Source organism: Pseudomonas sp. PDM21, from assembly GCF_014852505.2.
In the GTDB taxonomy this organism is placed as follows: Bacteria; Pseudomonadota; Gammaproteobacteria; order Pseudomonadales; family Pseudomonadaceae; genus Pseudomonas.
On record NZ_CM181223.1, the window covers coordinates 5,306,431 to 5,323,602 of the forward strand.

Genomic DNA, 17,172 nt, shown 5'->3' on the forward strand with positions numbered 1-17,172 from the left:
TCACTCCTGTATCTGCACGGTCTGGATGACGTTGCGCTTGTCCACGGCCTTGCCGCCGAACAGGTTCACGCCGGAGTTGCTGGAGCAACCGTTGCCGAAGCTGAAGCCACAACCCGAACGCTCGGCGAAGGCATCCGACAGCGCCTCTTCACGGTGCGCAGTGGGGATGACGAAGCGGTCTTCGTAGTTGGCGATCGCCAGGTAGCGGTACATCTCTTCCACCTGGTTCACGGTCAGGCCGACCTTCTTCAGCACTTCCAGGTCCTGCTTGCCTTCCACGTGTTCGGAGCGCTTGTAGGCACGCATGGCCAGCAGGCGCTTGAGGGCCAGCAACACCGGGGCGGTGTCGCCGGCGGTCAGCAGGTTGGCCAGGTACTGCACGGGAATGCGCAGGGACTCGACATCCGGGATCACTCCGTCGTTGCCGATGTGGCCTTCGGAAGCGGCGTTCTGGATCGGCGACAGCGGCGGCACGTACCACACCATCGGCAGCGTGCGGTATTCCGGGTGCAGCGGCAGGGCCAGTTTCCAGTCCATGGCCAGCTTGTACACCGGCGACTTCTGCGCGGACTCGATGACGCTGTCCGGTACGCCGTCCTTGCGGGCCTGCTCGATCACTTTCGGGTCGAACGGATCGAGGAAGATCTCCAGCTGCTTCTGGTAAAGGTCGCGCTCGTTCTCGCAGGTGGCCACTTCGTGGATGCGGTCGGCGTCATACAGCAGCACGCCGAGGTAGCGGATACGGCCCACGCAGGTTTCCGAGCAGACGGTCGGCTGGCCGGCCTCGATGCGCGGGTAGCAGAAGATGCACTTCTCGGATTTGCCGCTCTTCCAGTTGAAGTAGATCTTCTTGTACGGGCAGCCGCTGATGCACATGCGCCAGCCGCGGCACTTGTCCTGGTCGATCAGGACGATGCCGTCTTCCTCGCGCTTGTAGATCGCGCCGCTCGGGCACGACGCCACGCACGCCGGGTTCAGGCAGTGCTCGCACAGGCGCGGCAGGTACATCATGAAGGTGTTTTCGTACTCACCATAGATGTCCGCCTGGACCTGGTCGAAGTTCTTGTCCTTGCGGCGCTTGGCGAACTCGGTGCCGAGGATTTCTTCCCAGTTGGGGCCCCACTCGATCTTCTGCATGCGCTGGCCGGAGACCAGCGAGCGCGGACGGGCAACCGGTTGGTGCTGGGCCTTGGGCGCGGTGTGCAGGTGCTGGTAGTCGAAGTCGAAGGGCTCGTAGTAGTCATCGATTTCCGGCAGGTCCGGGTTGGCGAAGATGTTCGCCAGCACGCGGAACTTGCCGCCGATGCGCGGGACGATGGAGCCGTCGGCGTTACGCTTCCAGCCGCCTTTCCACTTCTCCTGGTTCTCCCACTCTTTCGGGTAACCGATGCCGGGCTTGGTTTCGACGTTGTTGAACCAGGCGTACTCGACGCCTTCGCGGCTGGTCCAGACGTTCTTGCAGGTGATGGAGCAGGTGTGGCAACCGATGCATTTGTCGAGGTTCAGCACCATGCCGACTTGCGAACGAATTTTCATGGCAGTAATCCTCAAATGTCCTGGGGCAGCGGTTGCGGCAGAGCGTCACCGCCCAGTCCGCCCTGCTCCGGCTCGTCGAGCCAGTCGACCTTGTTCATCTTGCGCACCACGACGAATTCGTCGCGGTTGCAGCCGACGGTGCCGTAGTAGTTGAAGCCCCACGCCTGCTGGGCGTAGCCGCCGATCATGTGGGTGGGCTTGAGGACCACGCGGGTCACCGAATTGTGGTGGCCGCCGCGGGTGCCGGTGGTCTCGCTGCCCGGCAGGTTCACGATGCGTTCCTGGGCGTGGTACATCATCACCATGCCGTCCTTCACGCGCTGGCTGACCACCGCGCGGCAGGTGGCGGCGCCGTTGGCGTTGAAGACCTCGACCCAGTCGTTGTCCTCGATGCCTACGCTTTTCGCGTCGTGCTCGCTCATCCAGATGATCGGGCCACCGCGCGACAGGGTGAGCATCAGCAGGTTGTCGCTGTAGGTGGAGTGGATGCCCCACTTCTGGTGCGGGGTGATCCAGTTCAGGGTGATCTCGGCGTGGCCGTTGGGCTTCTTGTTGAACAGTTTGTCGGTGCTGCGGGTGTTGACCGGCGGCCGGTAGCTGACGAAGCCTTCGCCGAAGGCCTGCATCCAGGGGTGATCCTGGTAGAACTGCTGGCGACCGGTGATGGTGCGCCACGGGATCATCTCGTGGACGTTGGTATAGCCGGCGTTGTAGCTCACGTGCTCATCTTCCAGGCCCGACCAGGTGGGGCTGGAGATGATCTTGCGCGGCTGCGCCTGGACATCGCGGAAGCGGATCTTCTCTTCTTCCTTGGGCAGCGCCAGGTGGGTGTGGTCGCGACCGGTGAACTTCGACAGCGCATCCCAGGCCTTCACGGCCACTTGGCCATTGGTTTCCGGTGCCAGGGCGAGGATCACCTCGGCGGCGTCGATGGCGCTTTCGATACGCGGGCGGCCTTCGCTGATGCCGGTCTCGGTAACCTTGTGGTTCAGCTCGCCGAGCAGCTTGATTTCCTTGTCGGTGTTCCAGCCGATGCCCTTGCCGCCGTTGCCGAGCTTGTCCAGCAGCGGGCCGAGGGAAGTGAACTTCTTGTAGGTGTTGGGATAGTCACGCTCGACCACGTGCAGGGTCGGCATGGTGCGGCCGGGAACCGGTTCGCACTCGCCCTTCTTCCAGTCGCTGCCGCCGAACGGCTGCGCGAGTTCGTTGGCGGTGTCGTGCAACAGCGGTACGGTGACCAGGTCCTTCTCCACGCCCAGGTGGCCGACGGAGACCTCGGAGAACTTCTTGGCAATCGCCTTGTAGATCTCCCAGTCGCTCTTGGCTTCCCAGGCCGGGTCAGTGGCGGCCGACAGCGGGTGGATGAAGGGGTGCATGTCGGAGGTGTTGAGGTCGTCCTTCTCGTACCAGGTCGCGGTCGGCAGGACGATGTCCGAGTACATGCAGGTGGAGGACATGCGGAAGTCCAGGGTAGTGACCAGGTCCAGCTTGCCTTCGGCGCCTTCGTCGACCCAGTCCACTTCGCCCGGGCAGGGACCGCCGTCCTTGCCGATGTCGGCGTTCATCACGCCGTTCTTAGCACCCAGCAGGTACTTGAGCATGTACTCGTGGCCCTTGCCCGAGGAGCCGAGCAGGTTGGAACGCCAGATGAACATGTTGCGCGGGAAGTTCTGCGGATCATCCGGCTGCTCGCTGGCGATACGCAGGTTGCCGGACTTGAGCTCGCGGACCACGTAGTCCTGTACCGGGATGCCGGCACGCTCGGCGTCGGCAGCGATGTGCAGCGGGTTGCGGTTGAGCTGAGGGGCGGACGGCAGCCAGCCCATGCGTTCGGCGCGGATGTTGTAGTCCAGCGCGTGCTCGGGGAACTGCCTGGTGTCGGCCAGCGGCGACAGCACCTCGTGCATCGAGATCTTCTCGTGGCGCCACTGCGAGCTGTGCAGGTAGAAGAAGCTGGTGCCGTTCATCTGGCGCGGCGGACGGCTCCAGTCGGTGCCGAAGGCCAGCGGGACCCAGCCGGTCTGTGGGCGGAGTTTCTCCTGGCCCACGTAGTGCGCCCAGCCACCACCGCTCTGGCCGATGCAGCCGCACATCATCAGCATGTTGATGACCGCGCGGTAGTTCATGTCCATGTGGTACCAGTGGTTCATCGCCGCGCCGATAATGACCATGGCCTTGCCGTGGGTCTTGTCGGCGCTGTCGGCGAACTCGCGGGCCACCTGGATGGCGCGGGCAGCCGGTACGCCGGTGATGCGGGCCTGCCAGGCCGGGGTGTAGGGCACGTCGGCGTCGGTGTAGGAGGCAGCGACGTTGCGGCCACCCAGGCCACGGTCGACGCTGTAGTTGGCCATCTGCAGGTCATACACGGTGGCGACGCGCAGGGTCTGGCCCTCGGCACCGGTCACTTCGCGGAAGGGTACGCGGCGCACCAGCACCTCGTCGTTCTCCACGCCCTTGAAGTGCGGGTGTTCCTGGCCGGCGAAGTACGGGAAGCCGACGTCGCAGGCTTTTTCCGGGCCGTCGATGAGGGTCAGGGCCAGGCGGGTCTCACGCTTCTCGCCGCCTTCGGTTTCCTCGATGTTCCACTTGCCCGACTCGCCCCAGCGATAGCCGATGGCGCCGGTGGGGGAGACCAGCTCGCCGGAGATTTCGTCCAGGCCGATGGTCTTCCACTCGGGGTTGTTGTCCTGGCCGAGGTTGTTCGCCAGGTCTGCCGCGCGCAGGTAGCGGGTCGGCTTGAGTACGCCGTCGGTGTGCGGTTCGAGCAGCACCAGCATCGGCATGTCGGTGTACTGGCGGCAGTAGTCGACGAAGTAAGCGCTGGGTTTCTCGAGGTGGAATTCCTTGAGGATGACATGACCAAAGGCCATGCCCAGCGCAGCGTCGGTGCCCTGCTTGGGGTTGAGCCAGAGGTCGGTGAGCTTGGCCACTTCGGAATAATCCGGGGTAACGGCCACGGTCTTGGTGCCCTTGTAGCGGACTTCGGTGAAGAAGTGCGCGTCGGGGGTACGGGTCTGCGGGACGTTCGAGCCCCAGGCGATGATGTAGCTGGAGTTGTACCAGTCGGCCGACTCCGGCACGTCGGTCTGCTCGCCCCAGATTTGCGGGCTGGCCGGCGGCAGGTCGCAGTACCAGTCGTAGAAGGACAGGCACACGCCGCCGATCAGCGACAGGTAACGGGCGCCAGCGGCGTAGCTGACCATCGACATGGCCGGGATCGGCGAGAAGCCGACCACGCGGTCCGGGCCGTAGACCTTGGCGGTGTAGACATTGGACGCGGCGATGATCTCGGTGACCTCGCTCCAGCTCGAACGGATGAAGCCGCCCAGGCCGCGTTCGCTCTTGTAGCTTTTGGCCTTGGCCTTGTCCTCGACGATGCTGGCCCAGGCGTCCACCGGGTCGTTGTGGGTGGCGCGGGCTTCACGCCAGAGCTTGAGCAGGGGCTTGCGCACCTTGGGGTACTTCAGGCGGTTGGCGCTGTACATGTACCAAGAGTAGCTGGCGCCACGGGGGCAGCCGCGCGGCTCGTGGTTGGGCAGATCCGGGCGGGTACGCGGGTAGTCGGTCTGCTGGGTTTCCCAGGTGATCAGGCCGTTCTTCACGTAGATCTTCCAGGAGCACGAGCCGGTGCAGTTCACCCCGTGGGTAGAGCGAACGATCTTGTCGTGCTGCCAGCGCTGCCGGTAACTGTTTTCCCAGGCACGGCTTTCGTTGGTGACCTCGCCATGACCATCGGCGAATTCACCCTGCTTCTTCTTGAAGAATTGCAGGCGGTCGAGCAGGTAACTCATCTGTATCTCCTCACCCGGTCTGCGCCGGGCGTTCAAACGCTAATCAAGCTCGCGGAACGGTTTGGCGGCGGGCGCAGGGCGCCCCGCCGCAGCAATCAACAGGGGCTTTCAGCGCCCTTGCGGGCGTACCACCACCAGGTGGCGACGATGCAGCTCAGGTAGTACGCGACGAAGACGTAGAGGGCGCCCTCGGCACTGCCGGTCATGGCCAGCGAGGTGCCGAACGCCTTGGGAATGAAGAAGCCGCCGAAGGCGCCGATGGCGGCGGAGAAGCCGATCACCGCGGCCGATTCCATGCTGGCGTTCTTGGTCGCCTGGGCCTCGGTGAAGCCGCCTTGCTTCAGGCGTGCGGCCCACTCGTTGCGGAAGATCACCGGGATCATGCGGAAGGTGCTGCCGTTGCCGATGCCGGCGAAGAAGAACAGGCCGATGAAGGAGCCGAGGAAGCCGAAGAAGCTGCCCGTGCCATTCGCACCCGGCAGGAAGCTGATCACTGCGAATACGCCGGCGATCATCGCCGCGTAGTTCCACAGGGTGATGCGCGCGCCGCCGAACTTGTCTGCCAGCCAGCCGCCCAGCGGCCGGCTCAGGGCGCCCACCAGCGGGCCGAGGAAGGCGTACTGCAGCGGGTTGATGTCCGGGAACTGGGTCTTGCTGAGCATGGCGAAGCCGGCGGAGAAGCCGATGAACGAGCCGAAGGTGGCCACGTACAGCCAGCACATCAGCCAGTTGTGCTTGCGCTTGAAGATCACCGATTGCTCGCGGAACGAGGCTTTGCAGTCAGCGATATCGTTCATGCCGAACCAGGCAGCGATGGCCACCACGGCGATGAAGGGCACCCAGATCCAGCCGGCGTTCTGCAGGAACAGCCGACCACCGTCGGACAGCTGCTGCGGCTCGCCACCGAAGGCGCCGAACAGGCCGCCGGCCACGGCCAGGGGGACGGCGAACTGCATCACCGAGACGCCCAGGTTACCCAGGCCGGCATTCAGGCCCAGGGCGGTTCCCTGCTGGTTCTTCGGGTAGAAGAAGCTGATGTTGGACATGCTCGATGCGAAGTTGCCGCCACCGAAACCGCACAGCAGAGCGATGGTCGCGAACACCCAGTACGGGGTGGTCGGGTCCTGCACGGCGAAACCCAGCCAGAGGCAGGGGATCAGCAGGGACGCGGTGGACAGCGCCGTCCAGCGACGACCACCGACCATCGGTACCATGAAGGAGTAGAACACCCGCAGCGTGGCGCCGGAGATCGACGGCAGCGCGGCAAGCAGGAACAGTTGCTCGTTGCTGAAGCTGAAGCCGGCGGCGTTCAGGCGCACGGTGACGGTGCTCCAGATCATCCAGACGGCGAAGGCGAGCAGCAGCGCGGGGATCGAGATCCACAGGTTGCGCGCGGCAATGCGCTTGCCGTTGCGCGCCCAGAACTCGGAGTCCTCGGGGCGCCAGTCGATCAGCAGCGGACCGCTGGCGGCTTTGAGTTGGGAGTTGATCATGCCCATGACGGCACTACCTCAGGATTGACGAGAAGGAATGGGGGTAGCGTCGACGTCAGCCGCGTGAGCCTGGCCATCGAGGCGTTGCTGCTGTTTGATCGCGTAGTGCATCCAGACCATGCAGATCACGGTCAGGCCGAACAGCAACATGAAGCAGGAGGAGCGCACGCCGATGTGGTCGGCGGCGTAGCCGAACAGGATGGGCAGGCAGAAGCCGCCGAGGCCGCCGATGACCCCGACCATGCCGCCAACGGTGCCCATGTTCTGCGGGTAGTAGTCGTGGATGATCCGGTACACGCTGGCCTTGCCGAAGCCCTGGGCGATGCCCACGACGAACACCAGGAAGGTGAACAGCCAGACGTTCAGGCCGATGCCGAGGCTGACGTCGCCCTTGATGCCATGAATGGTCATGGTGGTCGGCGGATACGAGAGGAAGAACAGGCAGACCAGGCAGATCCAGAACACGCCCCAGTTCACCGCACGGGCGCCGTAGTTGTCGCTGAACCAGCCGCCCAGGGCGCGGATCAGGCCCGACGGCAGGGTGAACAGCATGGTGATGAAGGAGGCGGTGCGCAGGTCCAGGCCGTACTCGGCGATGTAGTACTTGGGCAGCCACAGGGCCAGGGCGACGAAGCCGCCGAAGACGAAGAAGTAGTACAGACCGAAGCGCCACACGCGCAGCTCGCCCAGCGGCGCCAGCTGCTTGGCCAGGGTCGGGCGCGGACGGCTCGGGTCGGCGTCGCCGCCCTTGGTGTGGGCGGGGTCGGTCCAGGTACAGAACCAGAACAGCAGCGCGGTCACCAGCATGGCCACCGAGTAGATCTGCGGAACCATGCGCCAGCCGAAGGCGACCACGATCATCGGCGCCACCAGGTTGGTGATCGCCGCGCCCGCGTTACCGGCGCCGAAGATGCCCATGGCAGTGCCCTGGCGTTCCTTCTCGAACCACGAGGAGGTGTAGGCGATGCCCACCGCGAAGGAGCCGCCGGCCAGGCCGACGAACAGGCCCAGCACCAGGTAGTGCCAGTAGAGGGTGGCGAAGGCCAGGCCGTAGATCGGGATGGCCACCAGCAGCATATGGATGAAGAACACGATGCGACCGCCGAAGCGGTCGGTGATCAGCCCCAGCGGCAGACGCACCAGCGAACCGGTCAGAATCGGCAGCGCCACCATCAGGCCGAACTGCGCCTCGGACAGGCCCAGCTCTTCCTTGATGCGGATACCGATGATCGAAAACATCGTCCAGACCGCGAAGTTCACGGCGAACGCCAGTGTGCTCATGCCGAGCACGGAGTACTGTTTCTGACGGTGGGACAACATGGCTAAGCTCACTTCCTGACGGCCTTTGCCCGCACGTTAGGTAAGGACTAGCCGCCTTCTCTTGATCGCCATCAATGAGCCAAACGGCGATTCATGAGCAGATGCGCGCCGCTACCTCCTTGTGGGTATCACCGAAATGAATGCTTAACTTATTGTTTTAAAAGGCATTTTCTATGAATACGGCACGCACTGCCGACCCTGCCGGCAACGACCGACTCTTTGTGGGTAGTCCCCCTGCCGGACGCCCTTCCCTGCGCAAATCCATCGTCGTGCGCTTCGGCTGCTACCTCACGCTACTGGTATCGCTGGCCCTGGCCGGGATGTTCAGCGCCCTGCTGTTCGCCGACTATTCACACCAGGATGCGGCGGTGATCAACCAGGCCGGCTCGCTGCGGATGCTCACCTACCGCCTGGCGCTGGACCCGTCGCCGATCAACCGCCAGGCCCTGCAATCGACCCTCGCCGCGCGCCTGGACAACGACGAGATCACCCGTCTGCTGCGCCGCTCCGACGCCGACGCGCCGATCCGCCAGCAGCACGACCGCTTGCGCGAGGAACTGCAGAACCTCGACCTCTCCGAAGCCCCGGCCCTGGCGACGCTGGACACCTTCGTCGGGCACATCGACGGCTTCGTCGGCACCCTGCAACGCAACGCCGAGTACCGTTCGCAGATGCTCAGCACGGTGCAGGGCCTGTGCCTGTTCCTCAGCCTGCTGGTGGTGTTCATCAGCCTCTACGACCTGAGCTACCACGTGGTCGGCCCGCTGCGCGAACTGACCACCACCGCGCGCCGCCTGGGCGAAGGCGACCTCGACGCGCGCGTCAGCAGCAGCGGCGAAGACGAGCTGAGCCAGCTTGGCGAGCGCTTCAACCAGATGGCCGCGGAACTGCAGACCAGCTACCGCGAACTGGAAGCGCGGGTGGAGGACAAGACCCGCGACCTCTCCAACAGCCACCAGCGCCTGGAGCTGCTCTACGACAGCGCCCGCCGCCTGGGCCAGGATCCGTACGACGAGCGCTCGCTGCAGCCGCTGCTGAACCAGCTCGAACGGGTACTGCAGGCCGGCAAGGTGACGCTGTGCCTGAACAAGGACGGCGTCGAGCGCGCTTACTCCTCGCTGACCACCGACGGCATCACCGGCAGTTTCTGCCTGCAGGGCAACTGCGGCGAGTGCCGCGCCCAGGCCGACCACTGCAACAACCCGATCCGCGGCATCAACCCGCTGCTGATGCAGCCGCTGTCCATCGGCGAGCACCGTTTCGGCGAGCTGTTCATCGAGACCCCCGACGGCCACCTGGAAGACTGGCAGCAGCAGTTCGTCGAAGGCTTCTGCGACAACATCGCGCGCACCTTCGCCCTGTCACTGCAGCAGGAACAGGAGAACCGCCTGGCGCTGTTCGCCGAGCGCAGCACCATCGCCCGCGAACTGCACGATTCGCTGGCGCAGTCGCTGTCCTACCTGAAGATCCAGGTCAGCCGGCTGGCCACCCTGCTCAAGCGAGACGTGCCAGCAGAGAAGATCGACGAGACAATCGACGAGCTGCGCGAGGGCCTCAACAGCGCCTACCGCCAGCTGCGCGAGCTGCTCACCACCTTCCGCCTGAGCCTGGAGCAATCCAGCCTGGAAGCGGCACTGGTGAAAACCGTGGAGGAGTTCGGCGAGCGCGGCGACCTGTCCATCGAGCTGGACAACCGCCTGGCGCACATCCCGCTCAACCCCAACGAGGAAATCCACATCCTGCAGATCGTCCGCGAGGCGCTGTCCAATGTGGTGCGCCACGCCCAGGCACATCACGCGAAGGTCATCCTGTTCGAGGACGCCGAGGACCAGGTGTGCATCACCGTGGACGATGATGGAGTCGGCTTTGACCCAGCGCAGAGCCGCAATGGGCACTATGGGCTTAGCATCATGCGGGAGCGCAGTCAGACCCTGGAAGCCACCTTCAACATCGCCCCGCGCGAGCCCAAGGGCACCCGTGTCAGCGTGCGCTTCACCCACAAACCCCTGTCGCAACACCCGGAGACCCACCCATGACGGCCACCCCCACCGATGACCGCGCACGCATCCTGCTCGTCGACGACCACCCGATGATGCGCAAGGGTGTCGTCCAGTTGCTGGAGTTCGAAGAGGACCTGCAAGTGGTGGGCGAAGCCGGCAGCGGTGAGGAAGCGCTGCGCATGGCCGCGGAGCTGGAGCCGGACATGATCCTGCTCGACCTCAACATGAAGGGCATGACCGGTCTGGATACCCTGCGCGCCATGCGCGAGAACGGCGAAGATGCGCGCATCGTGGTGTTCACCGTCTCCGACGACCGCAACGACGTGATCAACGTGCTGCGCGCCGGCGCCGACGGCTACCTGCTCAAGGACATGGAGCCCGAGCGCCTGCTCGAGCACATCCGCCAGGCCGCCACCGGCCAGCTCACCATCAGCCCGCAGCTGACCCAGGTACTGGCCCAGGCCCTGCGCGGCGACGACCGCCCCAAGGGCATCGAGGAGCTCACCGATCGCGAGCGGCAGATCCTCCGCCAGCTCGCCCACGGCTACAGCAACAAGATGATCGCGCGCAAACTCGACATCACCGAAGGCACCGTGAAGGTCCACGTCAAGCGCGTGCTGCACAAGCTGGGCATGCGTTCGCGCGTCGAGGCGGCGGTGTGGGCGGTGGAGAACCACCTCGTCTGACCACACTTCCCCCCCTACGAAAAGCTGATCCCGTACGTAGGGCGGATAACGCCCCAGGCGGTATCCGCCAACTGCCTGCGACGGCGAATAAAGCGTTCCGCTTTATTCGCCCTACCTACCAGGTAGTAGTCCACTCGCCGACTTGATTCAGATCATGTCGCGACAAGCCGTCGCGGCAGGACACTGCGGGACTCACCCTGGAGGTCCCCATGCCGCCCTCGCCGCACCTGCCCCTTGTCTATTCCTGTTCCGGCTGCTCGAACCTCGCGCAGCTGGCCAACGACCTCGCCCTGCGCCTGGACCGTGACGGCCTGGCGGAGATGTCCTGCATCGCGGGAGTGGGCGGCGACGTGCCGGCGCTGGTGAAGAAGGCCTGCTCCGGCCGGCCGATCATCGCCGTGGACGGTTGCCACCTGCACTGCGTGCAGAACTGCCTGGCGCGCCACGGGGTGAAGGCCGAGCACGAGATCACCCTGACCGAGTACGGCCTGAAGAAGCGCTACGGCCAGGACGCGCCGGTGCAGGACTTCGAGATGCTCTACGAGGAATTGCAGTTCCTCGTCCGCGTCCCGGCCTGAGCCTTAGTCAGTCGCCCAGACCCGGCTCAAAGCCGAAGGACGGCTCCAGCGTAGGATGGCGTGGAGCGAAGCGATACCCATCGATTGGCGCCCCAAAACAGCATGGATATCGCAGAGGGTGAGCGACTCAGGCGCTCTCCTGCACCACCCGGCTGGCGCGGCGCATGGCGCTCCACAACCACGCCGGCAGGCTGTCCGGGTCGAGGCTGTCGATCAGGTTCTTCACCGCCAGGCCCAGCTCGGTATCGCCCTCGATCACCAGACGACGCCGGAAGAACAGCGTGTCCGGGTCCTCCTGCCTCCCCGCCAGCAGCAGGAAGTCGCGCCAGCTGCCACGGATGGTCACGCTCGGCGTGCAGGCATCGGCAAAGCGCAGGCCATTACGGTCGTGGGTGAAGCTCCAGGCCAGACCGAGATCGCTGACTTCCAGGCGCAGCCAGTGGCCGTCGAGGATGTCGAAGGCACCGTCCGCCAGCGGATCGGCGAACAGGCGGTTGGCGGCGCGCTGCAGTACCGCGCGCTGCAGCCCCGAGGGGACGCGCGCGGCCAGGGGCAGCAGGCGGTCGGCGACGCGCAGGGCGCCGGTTTCGAGTGTCAGCACAGGTTCACCTCTTCGCTGCGCAGCATGCCTGGGCGGCCATGCCAGTATCCGTTGCAACCCTCCACCGCCAGCGGCGGCGTGGCGCCCTTGCGCACGCGGTCGAAGGCTCGCACCACTTCCACCATGCCTTCGGCACGGGGGCTCAGGCGCAGCAGATCGGCACCGCAGTCACGCAGCGAGGCGTAGTCCGCCAGCAGGTTGCTGGCCTCGCCGGACATCGTCTGGATGCCGTTGAGGGTGAACAGCGGCATGCCTTCCTGGCTGAGCATTGACATGCCTTCGGGGTAGTTCATGCAGCAGAACTGGCAGTCGTCCTTGGGCCGGTTCTCCGCCCGAGCGGTGAAGCAACGTGCCGAGTAGGCCAGCGGCAGATGACCGTAGGCGAACACCTCGGTCTCCACGTCGTTGATGCCCAGCTCGCGCGCCTGCTCGATCACCGCGTGGATCTGCTCGCCGGAGCATTCCACCGGCGGCACCCAGCGGCGCAAGCCAGCCGCGTGCAGCTCGGCCAGCGTGTGGCCGTTGTAGACGTTGAGCGCCGGGCCGCCGACGAATTCAACGCCCAGGGTGCCGAGAATCTGCACCGCGCCCATGTCACTGGCTTCAACCTGCAGCTCGCCGTTGGCGCAGAGGCGGCGCAGTGACGACAGCTCGGAGGCCGCTTCGATCAGCGCGAGGCCCGAGATGAGGATCTGCGCCCCGCTCTGCTGCTGCAGCTCGCGCCCCAGGCCCAGCCAGTTGTCGAGCGACATGGCGCGCCGCTTGGAGCAGACGGTCTCGCCGATGTAGATGGCGTCCAGCGGCTGTTCGGCCATCTGCGCATAAAAATCCAGGAGTGTCCGGCGGTCCCAGTAGAACAGCACCGGTCCCAGGCTGAGTTTCATCACGAGGTCCTCACTGCCAGGAGCGATGGTAGGCGCCCAGGGTCGTCTGGTGGCCTTCGGAAAGCTTGTCCAGGGCGTCCTGCCACTGGGTCAGCGCGCGGTAATTCTCGGGTGCGCGCTGCCACGCATCCAGCGCCTGGCGCCAGACGCGGGTGACCTGCTCGACATAGGCCGGGCTGCGTTGCCGGCCCTCGATCTTCACTGCCGCCACACCGATTTCCGCCAGCTGCGGAATCAGGTCGATGGTGTTCAGGCTGGTGGGTTCTTCCAGGGCGTGAAAGCGCTCGCCATTGACCACGAAGCGGCCCTTGCACAGGGTCGGGTAGCCCGCCGGCTCATCCGGCGCGTAACGGTCGATCAGCACGTCGTTGAGGCGCGAGGTCAGACCCTCGGGCTCCTCGCTCCAGCGCACCGCCTTGGCTGGCGAGCAGACGCCACAGAGGTTGGGCGACTCGCCGGTGACATAGGACGACAGGTGACAGCGCCCCTCGGCCATGATGCACAGGCTGCCGAAGGCGAAGACCTCGATGGGCACCGGGCTGTTCGCCGCCACCTGGCGTACCTGCGCCAGGGACAGCACGCGCGGCAGCACGGCGCGGCGGATGCCATAGCGCTCGTGGTAGAAGGCCAGCGCCGCGACGTTGGTGGCCGAGCCCTGCACTGAGAGGTGCAGGGCGAGGTTCGGGTGGCGCCTGGCCGCGTAGCCGAGTACCGCGCAGTCGGCGGCGATCAGTGCATCCACGCCGAGGTCGGCGGCGTGGTCCACCGCGCGTTGCCAGCGGGCCCAGCCGGCCGCGCCGGGATAGGTGTTGACCGCCACGTACATCTGTTTGCCGGCGCTGTGGATAAGCTCCACGCCCTGGCGCAACTGGCGGTCATCGAGGTTGAGGCCGGCGAAGTGCCGGGCATTGGTGTCATCGCGAAAACCGACGTAAATGGCGTCGGCGCCCTCGCGCAGGGCCGATTTCAGGGCGGGCAGACTCCCCGCCGGACAGACCAGTTGCATGCTTCCCCCAGGCATTGCGGTGGCTGCCGGCCCCCGCCGGCAGCCGGGAACGGCGTCAGGCGCCGAATTCGCTGAAAGACAGGAAGGGCAGCGGTTCGCCGGCGTGCAGAGTACGCCCGGCCTCCACCACCGCCAGGCCATCGGCCCAGCTCGCTGCGCGCAGCATGGCCGAGCCCTGCTGCGGATGCAGACAGATGCGGGCGACGCCGCTGCTGTCCAGCTCCAGGCGCGCGCGCAGGTACTGGCGCCGCGAGTTGGCCGTGGGCCAGTCGAAGCCCGCCGGCAGCATGGCCGGCAAGGTTTCGACCGAGCTGCGCCCCTGGGCGCGCCAGAGGAACGGCCGCGCCACCACCAGTGCAGTGACCAGCGCGGCGGCCGGGTTGCCCGGCAGGCCGATCCACGGCTTGCCGGCGATGCTGCCGAACGCCAGCGGCTTGCCCGGCTGCATCTTCAGCTTCCACAAGTGCAGCTCACCCAGTTCGCGGATCGCCTGCTTGAGGTAGTCGCGGTCGCCCACCGACACGCCGCCGCTGGTGATCAGCACGTCCCATTCGGACGCGGCGAGGCTCAGCGCATCGCGGCTGGCTGCCAGAGTGTCGGCGAGCACGCCGTAGTCGTGGACTTCGATGCCCCAGCCGCGCAGCAAAGCGCCGACGCTGAAGCGGTTGGCGTTGTAGATCTGCCCCGGAGCCAGGGGCTCACCGGGCTCGCGCAGCTCGTCGCCGCTGCTCAGCAGACAGACACGCAGCGGGCGATAGACACTGACGCGGTCCAGGCCGACACTGGCGAGCAGGCCGAGGTCCTGGGCGCGCAGTTTCTTCCCGGCACTGAGCAAGGCATCACCTTCGCACAGCTCTTCACCGCGCCGACGCACATGGCTGCCATGCCCGACCACGGGCACCTGCAGCCAGTCGCCATCGACCTCGCAGTCTTCCTGAGCGATCACGCTGTCCGCCCCCGGCGGCAACGGCGCGCCGGTGAAGATGCGCATCGCCTGGCCAGGCTGCAGTTCGACCTGGGCGGCATCGCCGGCGGCGATATAGCCGGCGATTCGCAACCGTGCGCCCGCCGGTCCCATGTCGGCACTGCGAAGCGTGTAGCCGTCCATCGCGCTGTTGTCCCACAGCGGCAGGTCGATGGGTGAATGGATGTCCTCGGCCAGAATGCGGCCCAGGGCGTCCTCCAGATCGACGCGCACGGTCGGCGGCGCCAGCGGAACGAAGTCCATCAACGCGGCAATGGCTTCGTCCACCGGACGCAGGCCGGAGCCGGAACAGCCGCAGGCGCTCATGAGCGCGTACCGCAGGCCAGCACCGGGCGCTCGGGCAGGCGCTTGAGATGGGGAACGAAATTGCACGGCTTGGTGCGGCTGTCGAGCTGTTGCAGGAGGATCTTTTCCCAGGCGGTGAGGCAGGCGCCGGTGGAACCGGGCAGGCAGCAGATCAGCGTGCCGTTGGTGATGCCGGCGATGGCGCGGGACTGGATGGTGGAGGTGCCGATTTCCTCTCGGGAAATCTGCCGGAACAGCTCGCCGAAGCCATCCACGGTGCGTTCGAGCAACGGAGCGACGGCTTGCGGGGTGTTGTCGCGGGCGGTGAAGCCGGTGCCGCCGGTGATCAGGCCAACCTGGACCTTGGGGTCGGCGATCCAGGCCGAAACCACGGCGCGGATCTGGTAGATGTCGTCGATCACCAGCTGGCGTTCGGCGAGGGCGTGGCCGGCGCGTTGCAGCGAGGTCACCAGGGCCTGGCCGGAGGTGTCGTTGTGCAGGCTGCGGGTATCGCTGACGGTGAGGACAGCGATCTCCAGCGGCAGGAATTCCGGGGTGCTGAGATGGCTCATGAGGGGCTCTCCGATTCGGAGCAAAAAGGGCTGGCGCCAGCCTGCGCCCCTTCCCCTCTACCGCCCATTCCTCCTAGGAGGTACTGCCCCGGCGCGAGCGGGGCATCGCTGCTCTGCAGGGGCGGCGGATAAAGCGTTCCGCTTTATGCGCCCTATGCTGAGCGTTGGCACACCCCGTAGGGCGCATAACGCCTACGGCGTTATGCGCCATCCCGTGAATGGGGGGATCAGCCCTTCCAGCGGTCGGCGGCTGCCTGGTCGCTGCAGCGCCCTTCGACCCAGCGCGGACCTTCGGTGGTGTCTTCCTTCTTCCAGAACGGCGCGCGGGTCTTCAGGTAGTCCATGACGAAGTTGCAGGCATCGAACGCCGCCTGGCGGTGTGCACTGGCAGCACCGACGAAGACGATGGGCTCGCCCGGTTCCAGGCGGCCGATGCGGTGGAGGATTTCCAGGCGCAGCAGCGGCCAGCGCTCATTGGCCTCGACCTCGATCTTCGCCAGCGCCTTCTCGGTCATGCCGGCGTAGTGCTCGAGGAACATGCCGCCCACTTCGCGGCCATCGTTGAAATCACGCACGTAGCCGACGAAGCCGACCACCGCGCCGACGCCGACGTTGGCGGCGTGCATCGCGTTGAGTTCGGCACCCGGATCGAACGCCGCCGGCTGGACGCGGATCGTCATGGGCTCAGCCTCCGGTAACGGTGGGGAAGAACGCCACCTCGTCGCCGTCGGCGAGGGGCTCGTCCAGGGAGCACAGCTCCTGGTTGCGCGCGCACATCAGGTTCTGCTCGCCGAGCACGTCCCAGACGCCGCCGCGCTCCAGCAGCAGGCGCCGCAGGTCGTCCAGGCTGGCCAGAGACTGGCTCCAGTTCAGCTGCTCACCATCCAGGCCGAGGGCTTCACGGTAGCGGGCGAAGTACTGCACGCGGATCATGGGGTGTCTCCTGCTACGCCTTCTGCAGCAATGTAATGACCGCTCTTGCCGCCGAGCTTCTCCAGCACGCGCACGCTGTCGATGGTCATGCCACGGTCCACGGCCTTGCACATGTCGTAGATGGTCAGCGCGGCGACGCTGGCGGCGGTCAGGGCTTCCATCTCCACACCGGTCTGCCCGGCCAGTTTGCAACGGGCGACGATGTGCACGGTGTCTTCACCCTCGGCGGCCAGCTCGACCTTCACACTGGTGAGCAGCAACGGGTGGCAAAGCGGGATCAGATCATGGGTCTTCTTCGCCGCCTGGATGCCGGCGATGCGCGCCACGGCGAACACGTCACCCTTAGGGTGGCCGCCGTCCTGGATCAGTTGCAGGGTGGACGGGAGCATGCGCACCCGGGCTTCGGCCACGGCCTCACGGGACGTCACCGCTTTTTCGGTGACATCGACCATGTTGGCGCGGCCCTGAGAATCGAGATGGGTCAGCACGGCTGGGAACTCTC

The 17,172-nt window shown here is 65.9% G+C and carries 15 protein-coding genes; 3 read left to right on the top strand and 12 right to left on the bottom strand.

Features of this window, described 5'->3' with window-relative positions; all coding sequences use genetic code 11:
* From narH to IB275_RS24510, 4 genes are all read right to left on the bottom strand, one after another.
* A complete protein-coding gene (gene narH, locus IB275_RS24495) occupies window positions 1–1,536 on the bottom strand; it encodes a nitrate reductase subunit beta (RefSeq protein ID WP_138216141.1) in 1,536 nt (511 codons plus the stop codon).
* A gap of 11 nt (window positions 1,537–1,547) precedes the next feature.
* On the bottom strand, window positions 1,548–5,327 hold the full coding sequence (locus tag IB275_RS24500; RefSeq protein ID WP_192291858.1) for a nitrate reductase subunit alpha: 3,780 nt from the start codon (window positions 5,325–5,327) through the stop codon (window positions 1,548–1,550).
* A gap of 95 nt (window positions 5,328–5,422) precedes the next feature.
* Window positions 5,423–6,826 (bottom strand): NarK family nitrate/nitrite MFS transporter, encoded by a 1,404-nt coding sequence (locus tag IB275_RS24505; protein WP_192291861.1) that lies wholly within the window; start codon window positions 6,824–6,826, stop codon window positions 5,423–5,425.
* Window positions 6,827–6,838: 12 nt separating this feature from the next.
* Window positions 6,839–8,140 carry a nitrate/nitrite transporter gene (locus tag IB275_RS24510; RefSeq protein ID WP_081516141.1) on the bottom strand — a complete coding sequence of 434 codons (1,302 nt, stop codon included), beginning with the start codon at window positions 8,138–8,140 and terminating at the stop codon, window positions 6,839–6,841.
* A gap of 173 nt (window positions 8,141–8,313) precedes the next feature.
* Here IB275_RS24510 and IB275_RS24515 point away from each other — a divergent pair, with 173 nt between their 5' ends.
* The 3 genes from IB275_RS24515 (at window position 8,314) to IB275_RS24525 (ending at window position 11,404) form a co-directional block, all read left to right on the top strand.
* Entirely contained in the window at window positions 8,314–10,176 is a 1,863-nt protein-coding gene (locus IB275_RS24515) for a histidine kinase (protein WP_192291864.1), read from the top strand.
* Window positions 10,173–10,826 carry a two-component system response regulator NarL gene (gene narL / locus IB275_RS24520; RefSeq protein ID WP_081516145.1) on the top strand — a complete coding sequence of 218 codons (654 nt, stop codon included), beginning with the start codon at window positions 10,173–10,175 and terminating at the stop codon, window positions 10,824–10,826. Before IB275_RS24515 ends, narL begins: the two co-directional genes overlap by 4 nt.
* A 209-nt stretch (window positions 10,827–11,035) precedes the next feature.
* A complete protein-coding gene (locus IB275_RS24525) occupies window positions 11,036–11,404 on the top strand; it encodes a putative zinc-binding protein (RefSeq protein WP_015478588.1) in 369 nt (122 codons plus the stop codon).
* Between the two features lie 127 nt (window positions 11,405–11,531).
* Here the strand turns inward: IB275_RS24525 and ubiT are convergent, their stop codons facing one another.
* From ubiT to moaC, 8 genes are all read right to left on the bottom strand, one after another.
* Window positions 11,532–12,005: a ubiquinone anaerobic biosynthesis accessory factor UbiT gene (ubiT, locus tag IB275_RS24530; protein ID WP_192291867.1), complete on the bottom strand. Its 474-nt coding sequence runs from the start codon at window positions 12,003–12,005 to the stop codon at window positions 11,532–11,534.
* Window positions 11,999–12,889, bottom strand: a complete 891-nt coding sequence (locus IB275_RS24535; protein ID WP_192291870.1) for a U32 family peptidase — start codon at window positions 12,887–12,889, stop codon at window positions 11,999–12,001. Before IB275_RS24535 ends, ubiT begins: the two co-directional genes overlap by 7 nt.
* A gap of 10 nt (window positions 12,890–12,899) precedes the next feature.
* Entirely contained in the window at window positions 12,900–13,895 is a 996-nt protein-coding gene (ubiU, locus tag IB275_RS24540) for a ubiquinone anaerobic biosynthesis protein UbiU (protein WP_138216134.1), read from the bottom strand.
* 55 nt (window positions 13,896–13,950) lie between these two features.
* Window positions 13,951–15,186, bottom strand: a complete 1,236-nt coding sequence (locus tag IB275_RS24545; protein ID WP_192291873.1) for a molybdopterin molybdotransferase MoeA — start codon at window positions 15,184–15,186, stop codon at window positions 13,951–13,953.
* Window positions 15,183–15,737 (bottom strand): molybdenum cofactor biosynthesis protein B, encoded by a 555-nt coding sequence (gene moaB / locus IB275_RS24550; protein ID WP_081516155.1) that lies wholly within the window; start codon window positions 15,735–15,737, stop codon window positions 15,183–15,185. Before moaB ends, IB275_RS24545 begins: the two co-directional genes overlap by 4 nt.
* Before the next feature lie 227 nt (window positions 15,738–15,964).
* Window positions 15,965–16,417: a molybdopterin synthase catalytic subunit MoaE gene (gene moaE / locus IB275_RS24555; RefSeq protein ID WP_192291876.1), complete on the bottom strand. Its 453-nt coding sequence runs from the start codon at window positions 16,415–16,417 to the stop codon at window positions 15,965–15,967.
* Window positions 16,418–16,421: 4 nt separating this feature from the next.
* The gene (locus tag IB275_RS24560; protein WP_138216131.1) at window positions 16,422–16,670 is read right to left on the bottom strand and encodes a MoaD/ThiS family protein; all 249 of its coding nucleotides are present in this window, start codon (window positions 16,668–16,670) and stop codon (window positions 16,422–16,424) included.
* Entirely contained in the window at window positions 16,667–17,158 is a 492-nt protein-coding gene (moaC, locus tag IB275_RS24565; RefSeq protein ID WP_192291879.1) for a cyclic pyranopterin monophosphate synthase MoaC, read from the bottom strand. The genes IB275_RS24560 and moaC overlap by 4 nt, the downstream gene beginning before the upstream one ends.
* Window positions 17,159–17,172: the final 14 nt, after the last annotated feature.